This window comes from Sorangium sp. So ce836 (genome assembly GCF_028553905.1).
In the GTDB taxonomy this organism is placed as follows: domain Bacteria; phylum Myxococcota_A; class Polyangia; order Polyangiales; family Polyangiaceae; genus Sorangium; species Sorangium cellulosum_D.
Window position 1 is genome coordinate 5,781,787 of the sequence record NZ_CP102233.1, and the last position, 13,314, is coordinate 5,795,100.

12 protein-coding genes are annotated in these 13,314 nt (G+C 72.5%); 5 read left to right on the forward strand and 7 right to left on the reverse strand.

What is annotated here, in order from left to right; all coding sequences use genetic code 11:
- Position 1 precedes the first annotated feature (1 nt).
- The 5 genes from NQZ70_RS20835 to NQZ70_RS20855 form a co-directional block, all read right to left on the reverse strand.
- Entirely contained in the window at positions 2 to 1,735 is a 1,734-nt protein-coding gene (locus NQZ70_RS20835; protein WP_129575770.1) for an acyl-CoA carboxylase subunit beta, read from the reverse strand.
- A gap of 209 nt (positions 1,736 to 1,944) precedes the next feature.
- Entirely contained in the window at positions 1,945 to 2,355 is a 411-nt protein-coding gene (locus NQZ70_RS20840) for a CBS domain-containing protein (RefSeq protein ID WP_237245469.1), read from the reverse strand.
- 389 nt (positions 2,356 to 2,744) lie between these two features.
- Positions 2,745 to 3,161 (reverse strand): HNH endonuclease, encoded by a 417-nt coding sequence (locus NQZ70_RS20845; RefSeq protein ID WP_129575771.1) that lies wholly within the window; start codon positions 3,159 to 3,161, stop codon positions 2,745 to 2,747.
- Positions 3,158 to 3,391, reverse strand: a complete 234-nt coding sequence (locus NQZ70_RS20850; RefSeq protein WP_129575772.1) for a hypothetical protein — start codon at positions 3,389 to 3,391, stop codon at positions 3,158 to 3,160. The genes NQZ70_RS20845 and NQZ70_RS20850 overlap by 4 nt, the downstream gene beginning before the upstream one ends.
- 242 nt (positions 3,392 to 3,633) lie before the next feature.
- Entirely contained in the window at positions 3,634 to 4,050 is a 417-nt protein-coding gene (locus NQZ70_RS20855; RefSeq protein ID WP_129575773.1) for a PQQ-binding-like beta-propeller repeat protein, read from the reverse strand.
- A 454-nt stretch (positions 4,051 to 4,504) separates the two neighbouring features.
- Between NQZ70_RS20855 and NQZ70_RS20860 the strand changes: the two genes are divergently transcribed.
- Positions 4,505 to 5,176, forward strand: a complete 672-nt coding sequence (locus NQZ70_RS20860; protein WP_237245470.1) for a hypothetical protein — start codon at positions 4,505 to 4,507, stop codon at positions 5,174 to 5,176.
- A gap of 254 nt (positions 5,177 to 5,430) precedes the next feature.
- Here NQZ70_RS20860 and NQZ70_RS20865 read toward each other — a convergent pair whose 3' ends face one another.
- A complete protein-coding gene (locus tag NQZ70_RS20865; RefSeq protein WP_237245471.1) occupies positions 5,431 to 6,216 on the reverse strand; it encodes a CBS domain-containing protein in 786 nt (261 codons plus the stop codon).
- Positions 6,217 to 6,592: 376 nt separating this feature from the next.
- Between NQZ70_RS20865 and NQZ70_RS20870 the strand changes: the two genes are divergently transcribed.
- Both NQZ70_RS20870 and NQZ70_RS20875 read left to right on the forward strand, forming a co-directional pair.
- Positions 6,593 to 7,267, forward strand: a complete 675-nt coding sequence (locus NQZ70_RS20870; RefSeq protein ID WP_129575775.1) for a universal stress protein — start codon at positions 6,593 to 6,595, stop codon at positions 7,265 to 7,267.
- Between the two features lie 217 nt (positions 7,268 to 7,484).
- Positions 7,485 to 8,843, forward strand: a complete 1,359-nt coding sequence (locus NQZ70_RS20875; protein ID WP_129575776.1) for a sialate O-acetylesterase — start codon at positions 7,485 to 7,487, stop codon at positions 8,841 to 8,843.
- A 197-nt stretch (positions 8,844 to 9,040) separates the two neighbouring features.
- Here NQZ70_RS20875 and NQZ70_RS20880 read toward each other — a convergent pair whose 3' ends face one another.
- Positions 9,041 to 10,567: a hypothetical protein gene (locus NQZ70_RS20880; protein ID WP_272828934.1), complete on the reverse strand. Its 1,527-nt coding sequence runs from the start codon at positions 10,565 to 10,567 to the stop codon at positions 9,041 to 9,043.
- A 749-nt stretch (positions 10,568 to 11,316) separates the two neighbouring features.
- Between NQZ70_RS20880 and NQZ70_RS20885 the strand changes: the two genes are divergently transcribed.
- Together NQZ70_RS20885 and NQZ70_RS20890 are read left to right on the forward strand one after the other, a co-directional pair.
- Entirely contained in the window at positions 11,317 to 12,402 is a 1,086-nt protein-coding gene (locus NQZ70_RS20885) for a latent transforming growth factor beta-binding protein (protein WP_237245472.1), read from the forward strand.
- Positions 12,403 to 12,440: 38 nt separating this feature from the next.
- Positions 12,441 to 13,217, forward strand: a complete 777-nt coding sequence (locus tag NQZ70_RS20890) for a hypothetical protein (protein WP_129575778.1) — start codon at positions 12,441 to 12,443, stop codon at positions 13,215 to 13,217.
- The last annotated feature ends 97 nt before the right edge of the window (positions 13,218 to 13,314 follow it).

Consider the following 13,314-nt stretch of genomic DNA (forward strand, 5'->3'; position numbering starts at 1 on the left):
CTCAATGAAACTCCCGCTGAACCCCGGTGAACGGCCCTGGCTGGTAATGGCGGAGCAAGAACTCCAGGTTCTCGCCGATCACCGAGCGGAGCTCGCGCGGCATCACGAGCCGCGAGATGGAGCCCAGGCTGAGCCCCTCGCGCGGGTTCATGAGCTCCCGCTCGTACCGCGCGCCGAACTCGGCCTCTCTGGCCTTCAGCCACGCCGCGGCCTCCTCGCGGGCCTCGGCCTTCGCCTTCGCCTCGTCCAGGCCGCGGCCGAGCCGCTCCTTGACGCCCGCCTTCTCCCTGGCGCTCGCCTGCGCGCGCACCTTGCGGAGCTCGTCCTTGTAGACGAACTCCTTGCCGGCGGGCCCCATCACGGCGACGCGCGTCGTGGGGAGCGCGAGGACGACGTCCGCGCCGGTCGCGTAGTTGTTGAACGAGGCGTAGGCGCCGCCGAACGCGTTGCGCACGAGCAGCAGGATGCGCGGGGTGCGCACGTCGATGATCGCGTCGAGCATCGCCCGGCCGGCCTGCACGATGCCCATCGCCTCCTGCTCCCGGCCCGGGAGGAAGCCGGTGGTGTCCTCCATGAAGAGGAGCGGGATGTTGTAGAGGTTGCAGAAGCGGATGAAGCGGGCGTTCTTGTACGCGGCCGCCACGTCGATCTGCCCCGAGGCGACCGCGCTGTTGTTGGCCACGAAGCCGACGACGCGCCCGCCGATCCGCCCGAACGCCGTGATCGTGTTGCGCGCGCGCTGCGGCTGCACCTCGAAGTAGTCGCCGTGATCGCAGATGCGCTGGATGATGATGCTTATATCGAGCGGCGTATTGAAGCCCGTGGGCGACGAGAGCGCCCTGCGGAGCAGCGTGTCGATCTCGGTCGTCTCCCGGTCGAGCGGGTCGCTCGTCCGCTGGAACGGCGGGCTCTCGCGGTTGTTGCTCGGCAGGTAGCCGAGCAGGCGGACGGTGGTGCGCAGCGCGCCGACCTCGTCCGGCACCGTGAGATCGGCCACGCCCGAGGCGCCGTGGACCCGCGGGCCGCCGAGGTCGTCGGGCGAGACTACCTCGCCGAGGACCGATTTGACGACCGCCGCCCCGGTGAGGCCGAAGAACGTCCCGCCCGGCTGGATGACGAAGCTGCCCTGCCGCGGCAGGTAGGAGCCGCCGCCGGCGTTGAACCCGAACATGCACATGATGCTCGGCACCACGCCGCTGATCTTGCGCAGCGCCGCGAACGCCTCGGCGTAGCCGTCGAGCCCGCCGACGCCCGCGGGGACGTAGGCGCCGGCGCTGTCGTTGAGGCCGATGAGCGGGATCCCCCGCTCTCCCGCGAGGTGGAACAGCCGCGCGAGCTTGCGGCCGTTCGTCGCGTCCATCGACCCGGCGCGGACCGTGAAATCGTGGCCGTAGAGCGCGACGTCGCGGCTGCCGATGCGCAGGACCGCGGTGACCAGCGACGCGCCGTCCAGGTTCGGCCCCCAGTTCTCGAAGAGCACGCGCGGCGGCTCGGGGGTCAGCACGCGGATGCGCTCCCAGATCGTCATCCGGCCTTTGCCGTGCTGCCGGATGATGTTCTCCGGGCCCGCGGAGACATAGGGCCGCCGGCGGAGCTCCTCCGCCTCCAGGAGCGCGGCGTCGTACGCCGAGGCCGGCGCGGCCGCTCCGCCGGGCGCCTCGTCGAGCGGATCGTCGAGCGAGGGCACGACGGCGGCGGGCTTCGTCACGAGTTCGTTGCGATCAAGGGGGCTCATGGACAGGCGAGCCACTCTACCATGGCGGGATCTCGCGGCGCACCTCGCGAGCCCGGCGAGGCGCGGGCCCGTCTCGGCGTGTGGGGCGCGGCACGGAGCCCTGCGTCGGAGGCTGCTCGACCGAGTCCGCGGCTGCGCCGCGGCGCGTCTTCACCGCATGCGGCGGGCGGCGCGCGGCGTCGATGACACCTGGCGTACGGCGGCCGCCGTCAGGCGGTCTCTTTCTCGGCGAGCAAGGCGGCCAGGACGGCGAGGGCGTCGGTCGTCGTGAAGACGCCGACGACGTGCGCGCCGTTCAGCACCACGGCCGAGCCGTACTTGTGCTCGGCCATCTCGCGGACCACCTTGGAGAGCGGCGCGTCCGGCGCGACGGCGTAGGGGCTCGGCGACATCGCCTCGCTGACGAGGAGCTCATCGCCCTCTTGGTCCTTGAGCGTCTCGATCCAGTAGATGTCTCGCTCGGAGATCATGCCGACCAGCCGGCCGCCGCGCAGCACCGGCAGGTGTCGGATGCGATGTCCTCGCATGAGCTTGCGGGCGAGGCCGACCTTCTGATCGGCGCCGATCGAGTGCGGGCTCTTGGTCATGCAATCCTGGATGCGAAGGGTCGAAGAGCTCATGAGGCCTCCCCGGGCGCTCGGCGTCGTGACGAGCCGAGCCGTTCAGGTGTCTGCAGGGCTGTTCACGCTGTTGGCAAGATGCGGACCACCGGGCGGAGCCGGCTCCCCGCTGAGGTGGTCAGCGCGGCCGGCGAGCTGAGCTGGCCCGATGCGCCGCCTGCGCCGCGCCGGCGAGATCCGACCTCCGGCGGCCGGCGAGGGCGCGCCTGCAGCGATTGCGCGTGGGCGCAGGGGGTTCGCCGGCCGACACCGCGTCCAGCTGGCCGAGCGACGCGCCAGGGGAGCTCGACTGGATGAGGGGTCGGGGCGTGAACGCGGTGTGGGCAACGTTCTCCCATCGACGTGGGGTGCGCGTGCGCATCGACATCAGCGCTGGGCGGCGATGCGCTCTACGGAAAACGACCGCGCAACGCCTCTTCACGTCGAATCTCGACGACGAGAGGCCGGTTCATCCGGAGCAGCGCGACCGTGGCGCGGCCTGTGGGGGTTTTGCCGACGATCAGAAGCTCGTCCGTGACTTCGAAGTGATCTTCCCAGCGGGCCCAGCGCGGGTGAAAGAGGTACGCAGGGGCGCCCGTCGTGGGATCGGCCCCGTGCGTCCGCGCTCCCTTGCGCAGCGAGCAGGATACACAGGCGAGCGCCAGGTTCTCCAGCGTGGTCAGGCCACCCTCATGCCGCGGCTGGATGTGATCGATGTGAAACGTGGCTTCCTGGCCGATCTGGGAGAGCCTGCAATACTCGCATCGATCGGCCGCCCTCTCGCGGACGCGGCGCTCTAGCGCGGCAGGCATGCTGTCGCGGCTCATCGCGCTGGCGCTGGCTCCTGCCGCGACGCGCGGAGCCGGAGCAGGCTGAGCAACTCGGCGAGATCGACGAGCCCCTCGGCTTCGATGGCCTCATCCGCCGACAGCTGCTCTCCGCGATCCTGTTTGTCCAGGAGCGCCTGGAGCCGGCGGTCCACCCCCTCCGGGAGGCGGAGCTGGGCAAGATCGGAAGGGAGCTCCACATCGATGTGGACCGTTGCCGGTGTAGCCATGGGCGAACTCCTGGATGAACCTAGCGGGTACGAGGGCGGCGACCGGCCTGAGACTAGCATGCAATGGCGCTCGGGGACGAGTTGCTCCGCCGGCCCGGCGGGCGCCGCCGCGGACGAGGCGGCGAGGCGCGGGGCATCGGCCGAACCCCGCCAGCGGCGGGCGTCTGTCTGCGGTGGCGCGCGCGTGGCCACCGGGCCGATGGGCGGCGCGCTCTCGCCAGACCTGGGCGCCTCGGGGCGCGTCAGTCCTTGTCGTCGGACTGGGCGACGTTGCCCGGCACGCCCAGGGCGACCGGGCCCATCCCCTTGCCCTTGAAGCGGTTGTGCCAGAGGCTCTGGCCGGTGACCGAGAAACACTCGATCTCGCCCTGCTTGGCGACGAAGAGCCGGTCCCCCTCCAGCAGCAGCGTGGCGCGGCCGTGCGTGGCGGTCTTCGCCTCCCAGAGCAGCTCGCCCGTCGGGTAGCGCAGGCAGGCGACGTTGGTCATGCTCGCCGCGTAGATCGCCGCGGGCGTGATCAGGAGCGCCGTGGACAGGTACCCGGCCCCCTGCTTGTGCTCCCAGAGCACGCGCCCGGTGACCGGGTCGACGCCGAAGATCTGACCCAGGAACGCCGCCACCAGCACCGGCGCCGCCGCCGTCGTCCGGTATTCGCTCATCCGCCGCCTCCCTTCCTGATTGCGCTCAGCGAGCTATCAGCAGGAGGTCGGCGCGGCAAGCTGCGAGCGCGCGCGGTCGGGAAGATCGACAGGTCACCGCGTTCGCTCTACGCTCCTCGGCCTCCCGGGCCTCGATGAAAGACACTGCACGACACTTGCGCGACAGGGCGGACTGCTGGCATCAGCTCGCGCTCTTTGGCGGCTGCGTCGCCGTCCCCGGTCTCTTCGCCCTGGGATCTCTACAACAGTTCTTGCAGGCCTCCCTGTTTTGAAGCGGGCCCTCGTCCTGCGCGTCGTCGCAGCGCTCGCAGCAGCCCTGGCAGCAGGTCAGTCGGGTTGTCATCGAGAGCGCCTTCCCCAAGGCGACGTTTCGACGGGGGGGCTCCCATCGTCGGCGAGCGCGCCGGCGTCGCCGGCCTCGCCCTCCGGAGCGGCTTCGGCGGGCGGCGGTGGGGTGAACGACCTGGATGCTGCACGGCCGGGCACCACCGGGGCTCCTCGATCGGGATCGCCGCCGTCGTCGCTCGGCGATGCAGGGTCGGTCTCGCCCGCTCCTGCGACCGCCGCCGGCCCGAGCGCGCCGGCTGGCACGCCGTTCGACCAGGATGCCTGGCTGGCCGCCCGCGGCGCCGCGTGGCGTCCCGATGCCTCGTGCTGGTCGACCCTCGCCACGAGCCCGCCTCAGCGCCTCAACATGTGCTCGTGCCACCAGGCGCTCAGCCTGCCGGAGGTCGAGCTGATGGTGTGCTCTCGTGCGCGCGAGCCGGAATCCGGAGCGGCGCCCGTCGTGACGCACACGGTCCTCTACGCAGCGCGGGGCGGCGTGCTCCAGGCTGTGCTCGACGTCCCCACCGGCGCGACGCTCGACGAGTGCGCGCCGGGCGCCCAAATCCCCTGCTCGGTGGCGCTCGATCTTCGCGTCGAGGGAAGCTCGATCCGATTCGACGATACGGCGGGGACGACCCCCTCGTGCGACCACCCCTGGATCGCCGCGAATGGCCCCCTCCCAGGCGCCTCCGGCGGGAGCAGCGCCTCCGGGCAGCGCGTGCGCGCCGCCTACCGGCGCATCTGCAGCGTCCGCGGCCGGTACGTCTGGCAGCGCGGCGCGCTCCGCCGCGCGCCGTGATCAGGCAGCCTTGCCTGCGCGGGAAGGCTCGAGACCGCCGCCGCATACAGATCTGTATGCTGAGCTACACCAGAAGCCTGTCCCCGCATACAGATCTGTATGCTGAGCTACACCAGAAGCCTGTCCCCGCATACAGATCTGTATGATGAGCTACTCTCAGGTCCAATTCCGCAGGCAGATCTGTATGATTTCCTATGTCGAACCCCAGCTCCGCAGACACAGCTGGTCGATCTTTTACGAGGAACGCTCGCCCCTCAGGCTCTCCTGCGCCCCGGCGGGATCAGGTACCCGCAGCTCCGCCCGAACCACCGCAGCACGTCGAGCGACGACAGGATGCCCACCACCTTGCCGTCGTCCGAGACGATCGGCAGCCGGTGCACGCCCTCGTAGGCCATCAGCGACGCGGCCTGCCGGATGCTCGCGCTCTCGTGCAGCTGCACCACCACCGGCGTCATCACGTCGCGCGCGGTGACCTTGACGGGCTCGTACACGTGGAAGCCCTGCTCCATGTCGAGCGGCGCCACGTCGTCCGGGTGCAAGGTCACCCGCTCGGACTCCTCGGTGTCGCGGCGCTCCTCGGCCGCCCGGAGCACGTCGGCCCGCGACACCATGCCGACCGGCTTGCCGTCGGCATCCACGACCGGCATCCCGCTGATCCCGTGGCGGATGAGCAGGGCCGCGATCTCGTCGACCGCGACCTCCGGCCGCACGCAGATGACGTCCCGGCTCATGATCCCGGCGAGCGGCGCCGCCGGATTCACGTGCTCGCTCACCCCGGCCAGCGGGTCCGCGCTCGCCATCGCCGACATCGCGCGTTCGGTACCGCAGACGACCGATGTCGTGCGCGACGCCGCGTCGAAATGCAGCGCGCGGAACCGCTGGCACGACTCGCACTCGGGCACCGTGGCCGACCGCTCCTTGAGCGGGCAATACACGGTCGCGACGACCGACGCCTCGCCGTCGTCTCCAACGATGCGCGCGCTGCGGATCGCGTGGTGCGGGATGGGGTGCTCTCCGTTGCTCGGTCCAAGGGTCGTCATCGTCATCTCTCCGCTCGCCTCCGCGACCTTCGCTCGAGGCGCACCCTGCGCCGAGCACCGGCCGTGCCACGCCCGAGCGCCCCGGAACGCCGCGCCAGGCGCCGCAGGCCCGAAACGCCGCCTCCGCGCCGCCGCGCGCCGTTTGCGCTGCGACGAACGGGATGCACGCCTCGCGGGCCCCGCGCGGAGGTCCGCCGCGCGAGCGGCAACGCGCCCGGCGCGCGAGGCGCCCGCTCTCCGGCGTCCGGAGCGGATGGCACGGCCCGTGCGACCCCTGCGAGCAGCGCGCGGCGTGCCGAGCGGCGCGCCGCGCAGAGCGCGGGCAGCGCAGGGCAGCCCGCCCGGATGAGCTGGCAACGAGGCTGAGGAGGATGTCATGTCGAGCGTGGGCGCAACGGGTCGGTTCATCGTCGTGGTCGGGATCGACTTCTCGGATCTGAGCAACCGCGCGCTCGATCAGGCGCTCGAGTCCGCCTGCTGCCGCGACGACGCGGAGGTGCACGGGGTCTACGTCGAGCCCGAGAGCTGGGTCGGCGTCGGGCTCTCGCGGGCGCCGGCGGCGGCCACCAAGCCCGAGGTGGCGCTCCAGCAGCTCCAGGCGCGCGCGAGCGAGCGCGTCCGCGCCCTCGGCGGCAAGCTCGACGGCAGGCGGCTCAAGCGCGTCGTGGTCCACTTCCGCCGCGGCGATGCGGCCGGGAACATCGCTCAGCTCGCCGCCGATCTCGACGCCGACCTCGTGGTCGTCGGCTCGCACGGCCACCGCGGGCTCGAGCGGCTGCTCCTCGGCTCGGTCGCCGAGCGCGTCGCCCGGCTCGCGCGCTGCCCGGTGTGGATCGTGCGGCCGAAGGATCACGCGAGCGCCGGCCGGGTGCCAGAGATCGAGCCGCCTTGCCCCGAGTGCGTCAAGCGCCGGCAGGAGACCGGCGGCGCCGATCTCTGGTGCGCGCGCCACTCGGAGCATCACGTCCGGCCCCACCGCTACTCGTACGCGACCCACGGGGTCTACGCGACGTCGAGCGCCGCCTACCACGCGACGCCCGAAGGGAATTGAACGCGAGGCGAGCCCGACGGGATTGCGCACCTGCGATTGCGCACCTGCGAGGTGAGCCCCCGACATCCTGTCCTGTGAACGCAGGACGAACGGCGCATTCAATCGTGCTCGCGCTTGATCGCGCCGCAGCTCCGTCGCGTCCGACCTCATCGGACGGCGGCCCCGGCCGCGCGCCGGCGTATTGACGCTGCGCTGCCAGCGGAGAATATACCGTGTCATGAAGCGAACCTGCATCGCCGTGGCGGCTTTCGCGATCTCCCTCTCGGCGTCCGCCGCGGCGCAGCCGGTGAAGCTGTTCGTGCTCGCGGGCCAGTCCAACATGGTCGGCTTCGGCGTGGGCACCGCGCTCCCGGCCGAGCTCCAGAGCCAGCCCGACGTCTGGTACGACCACCACAACCCCGACGCGCGCGAGGGAGGGCCGTACGCCGAGGCGACGAGCACCGACTGGGGGCCGCTCGAGCCGAAGGGCGAGGCGCGCCGCTACGGGCCCGAGATCACGTTCGGCCACGCGATGGCGGCGGCGTACCCCGAGCACCGGATCGCGATCGTGAAGCTGGCGCAGGGGGGCACGAACCTGGTCGACCACTGGGGGCGCGGGCTGGGGCCGGATCCGGAGGTGCTCTACAAATCGCAGCTCTACCACGCGCTCCTCGGCAAGCTGGACTCCGCGACGTACGCCGGCGATCGCGCCCTCCGCTACCCCGATGAGCCGACGCGGCTCGACAACGCCCTGGCGCGGCTCGAGTCGGAGGGGCACGACGTCGAGATCGCCGGGCTCCTCTGGATGCAGGGCGAGAACGAGGCGGGGTGGTCGGCCGCGTTCACCTACGGCGACACGCTGCGCGGCTTCATCGCGGCGATCCGCGAGGATCTCGGCGTGCCCGGGCTCCCGGTCGTGCTCGGCCGGATCAGCGACAACCTCTACCCCGCGAACGGCGGGCCCATCGCCGCCGGCAAAGAGGCGAACATCGACGCCGTGCGCGCGGCGCAGGTGGCCGTGGCCGAGGAAGACCCGCGGGTCGCGTGGGTCGACACGGACGACTTCGCCCCGCGGCGGTCCGACGATACGTGGCATTTCGACTCCGCCGCGTACCAGCTCCTCGGCGACCGCTTCGCCGAGGCGTACCTCGCGCTGGTCGCCGAGGCCGGCTCGCCGGGCGCCTCGTCGGCGAACAGCGCCGCGAGCGCGGGCGCGGGGGGAGGGGGCGGCGCGGCGGGCGCGAGCGGGAGCACGGTGGGAGGGGGGGGAGGGGGCGGCGCGGCTGGCGCGAGCGGGAGCTCCGTGTCGTCGGCGAGCAGCGCCGCGAGCGCGGGCGGAGGGGGCGGCGCGGCGGGCGCGAGCGGGAGCTCCGTGTCGTCGGCGAGCAGCGCCGCGAGCGCGGGCGCGGCGGCCGCGGGCAGCGCCGGGAGCGCGGCCGGATCGAGCGGGGCGGCGCCCGGGGGCACTGGCGGCAGCAGCGGCTGCGGCTGCCGGACGGCCGGGATCCCGGGCCAGGGGCCGGGGGCGGCGGCGCTCGCGCTGATCGCGCTGGCGGCATTGCGGCGGCGCCGCGGGAGCGGGCGCGAGCCCGGCTGAGCGTCGCGCGTCAAAGGGCGGGAACGCGGGGGAGCGCGCCGTCTGCTCCGGGATGGGTGGAGCAGGCGCGGCGCGCTTCGGGGGAGAGCCTCCGCATCGCCCTCGCGGCGCGACGCAGAGGTGCATCGTTTCAGGGGAGCCGCAGGGGCCCGCCGTCACACCGGACGGGCCGTCTGCGGGCGCTCACCCTCGCTGGCTCACTCCTGCGGCCAGCACCCGCCCTTCCAGCACTCGTAGCCGTCGCGGCAGTCGGCGTCCGACGCGCATGCGGCGTAGCAGCCTCCGTTGTCGGCGCAGACGCCGCCGCCGACGCAGCCCTCGCCGGTCGCCGGGTCGCACAGGCTGATGCAGTAGCCGCCAACCCACTGCGGGTATTCGGCCTCGCTGAGGCAGTAGAGGCCCATGCAGTCGGTGTCGGCGGTGCAAGTTTCGCCGTCGGCGCCCTCACCCGCCGGCGGGATGCAGAACCCCGAGCCTACATCGCACGTGGCGCCTGCGATCGCGCACTGAGCGTCGCTGGTGCAGGCCGCCTCGCAGAGGCCCTCCTGGCACGTATAGCCCGCGCGGCAGTCCGCCGAGATCGCGCACGGGACGTCGCAGAAGCCCCCGCCGTCCTCCGTCGGGATGCAGGCGCCGCCGCCGGCGCACGCTTCGCCATCCGGCTCGCAGTAGCCCGAGCAGTAGCCGCCAGGAAAGCCGTACTCGGCTTCGGTGATGCAGAAGCCGCTGGCGCAGTCGTCGTCGGCGGCGCACGGGCCGGCATCCGGGCTCGGCGGCGCCTCGCAGTAGCCCGCGCTGCACGTCCCCACCGCCGGGCACTGCGCGTCGCTGGTGCAGCCCGGCCAGCAGGTGTTGTCGGTGTCGCACTTGTAGCCGTCGCGGCAGTCGGCCGCTGACTCGCACGGGGCGACGCAGGCGCCGCCTCCGATCACGGGGACGCAGGTGCCGCCGCCGGCACAGTCGCTGTCCGTCTCGCAGCCGCCGGTACAGTGCCCGGACGGGAAGCCGTACCCCACCTCATCCAAGCAGACGCCGCTGGCGCACTCGTCATCGCTGACGCAAGCAGCGCCGTCGGCAAGGGGCTCGCCGCCGCCTCCGGTGGTGACGGAGGTCGTGGAGGTGACGCTGCCGCCGCCGTCGCCGCCGGCGCCGCCGTCGCCGCCGGCGCCGGTGGTGACGGAGGTCGTGGAGGTGACGCTGCCGCCGCCGTCGCCGCCGGCGCCGGTGGAGGTCGTGGAGGTGACGCTGCCGCCGCCGCCGCCGTCGCCGCCGGTGCCGGTAGAGGTCGTGGAGGTGACGCTGCCGCCGCCGTCGCCGCCGGCGCCGGCGCCGGTGGTGGCGGAGGCCGTGGAGGTGACGCTGCCGCCGCCGTCGCCGCCGGTGCCGCCACCCTGGCCGCCGGTGCCGCCGCCGTCGCCGCCGGTGCCGCCACCCTGGCCGCCGGTGCCGCCACCCTGGCCGCCGGTGCCGCCGCCGTCGCCGCCGGTGCCGCCACCCTGGCCGCCGGTGCCGCCGCCGTCGCCGCCGGTGCCGCCACCCTGGCCGCCGGTGCCGCCGCCGTCGCCGCCGTGCCGCCCCTGCCGCCGTGCCGCCGCCGTCGCCGCCGTCGCCGCCGCCGTCGCCGCCGTCGCCGCCGCCGCCGGCGCCGCCCGTTCCCGCCGTCGTGCTGCCGCTGGTCGTCGTGCTGCCGCTGCCCCCGGTCCCGGGGGTCGTCGGGTCGTCATCGCCGCACGCTGCGGTCACCAAGCTCAACGCAAAGAGGCACACCAAAGATCGCATCTTCATCCGCTGCTCTCCAGCCGGTAGGGGTCCACTGACGCGGTGCCGGCCGTCGGAGGCGAGGCGCCGCAGCGCGATGGGCGCACGCGCATCTTCTGTCGAAACGGAACGGATGCCAACGGCTCTTTTCACTCCGTCTCCACTCTTCCGCGCGGAGAGCACCCGGAAACGCCGCGTTCCATCGCCGCCGCGCTCACCCCGCCCCCGCCGGCCACGTTCAGAGCAGCTTTACGACGGCGCGACCCACGCGGCATTGTCGGGTCCGCTCCACGGCGCACGCACCACGCATTGCGGGCAGCAGGGGCGTTTTCTCCGCCCGCCGCGTGAGCCCTCCTCCTGACCCGCGCGCATCACCTGCCACACGTCGCAGCGCGGTCGCCGCGCTGCGTGTCCCCCTGTGATCTCCCGACTCGAGCGCAGCTCGGACGCACGCACTCCGCTGCTGCCCGGCCCCGAGCGCCGCCTCGACGATTGACCGGCCGCCTCCTGAGCTGGTATACGTAGCCGTTTTCTTTTGGAAGAATTTTACAGTCACATTCGAAGCGAGGATTCGGACGAGCGCGGTGTGCGCAGGTGAAGGGTACCTGGAGCTCCCAGCGCCAGCCGTGTCGTATTGCCCTCGCCGGCTTCGCGGCGGCGCGCTGCGCTTCGGCGGGACGAGCCCTCGCTTCGGAAGATGATGAGGAGAAATCCCATGCGTGTCAGACACGTGATGATCACAGCAGCTCTCGTCAGCCTCTTCGCCGCCTGCGCCACCTCGGACGGCGGCGACGGCGGGCCGCCGGTCTACGCGACGGTCTGCGAGGCCCGCTGCGCCTGCGAGGACTGCTCCGGGGACAACGAGGGCCTGTGCGAGGCCGAGCAGGAGGACATCGAGGAGCGGGCCGAGGAGCGCTGTCAGGCGCAGCACGCGGCGTACGTGGACTGTGTCCGCCTGGAGGGCCGGTGCGTGGATGGTCATCACCTGGCCGAGGTCTGCAACGCCCACGCGGCGGCCCTCCTGGGCTGTCTCGAGCCCAAGGATCGCGATCACTGCCCCACCGCCGGCGACGGCGTCTGCGACGAGCCCCAGGGGACCGACACGTGTGCGGCCGGGACCGACCCCGCCGACTGCCTCTCTTTCTGTCCGTACACCGGCAACGGCATCTGCGACGAGCCCGAGGGGTCCGGCCGGTGCCCGGCGGGCACGGACGTCGACGACTGCAAGCTCGTGCCGTGCCGGTCGGTGCAGGACGGGACCTGCGACGAGCCCGAGGGGACCGGCCGGTGCGACGAGGGCACGGACGTCGACGACTGCATGGAGGCGACCTGCCCCGAGGCGAACAACGGCGTCTGCGACGAGCCGGAGGGCACCGGGATCTGCGACGAGGGCACCGACGCGGCCGACTGCGCGGGCGAGCCGTGCCCCTACGTGAACAACGGCGAGTGCGACGAGCCCGAGGGCACCGACTACTGCGAGGAGGGCACGGACGCCGCCGACTGCGCCCCCGCCCCCGTCGCCTGCGACGACCTCGACACCTGCGGCAGCGACTCGAGCGGGTGCATCGCGTGCGCGAACGAGGGGAGCTGCGCCGACGAGCTCCAGGCGTGCCTCATCAGCGACGACTGCTACTTCCTCGTCCAGTGCCTCGTGACCTGCGCGGACACGGACGACGTCTGCGTCAATGAATGCCTGGACTCGTATCCGGACGGGGTGGATACGTTTTACAATTACGACACATGCTTGAACTGCGAACAGTGCTACTACTCGTGCGGCGCGAGCGGCGTATTCGAGTGCTGAACCGTGGCTCATCCCTGAGCGCTGCGGAGGAGATGAACATGCTTGATCGACGAGACGTTCGTGCGCTTTCGGCCCGCGCCGCCCTCCTGGCCACCCTGGCCGGCGTCGCCTCCTGCGGGGGCCTCTCCGCGGGCGATTACGCGGTGTACCGCGTCGCCCTCGAGGCGTCCGAGCAGGCGCCCGGCTGCTTCCCCGACGACCGGCCGATCCTCGCGGAGAAGTACGACGCCACCACGTTCCGGGACGGCCAGACGTTGCTCCTCTACCTCCCGACCGACGACGAGGCGGTGCTCGACATCGGCGGTCTCGCGCTGAAGGGCTCCACGGAGGACGATCCCTATACCTTCGAGGGCAGCTCCCAAGACGTCGAGTTTCCCTTCCGCGCCAGGGTCACCGACGCCGACCAGGACGGCATCTCGGACGACGTCGATCCCTTCGTCGACGCCGACAAGGACGGCGACGACGACACGGATCCTTCGCGCGACCGCGTGGTCGACACCGACGGCGACAAGCTGGACGACCGCGATCCGCTGGAGGACAGGTTCGTCGACGCCGACGACGACGGGGACGACGACCGCTTCCGGGAGATCGTCGGCGACACGAGGGTGATCGCCAGCCTCCGGGTGAGCGTCTCCATGACGGTCGACGGGTCGACGGTCCGGGGCGTCGTGACGCGGACGACCGAGGAGACGTGCGAGGGCGACCTGTGTCCGCCCCACGTGGACCAGCCGTGCGTCGACGTGCAGCGGTTCCGCGGCGTCGAGATCGACGAGGCGGATCTGACCTTCGGGGTCGACGCGCGGCCGACCCGCTGAGCCGCGCTCCGGCGGCGCGCGCCTCGCGCCCGTTCTGGTGCGAAGCACATCCAAGAATGTGCGTTCGAGGGTCCCCGGCCGCCGAAGAGGGCCGCTG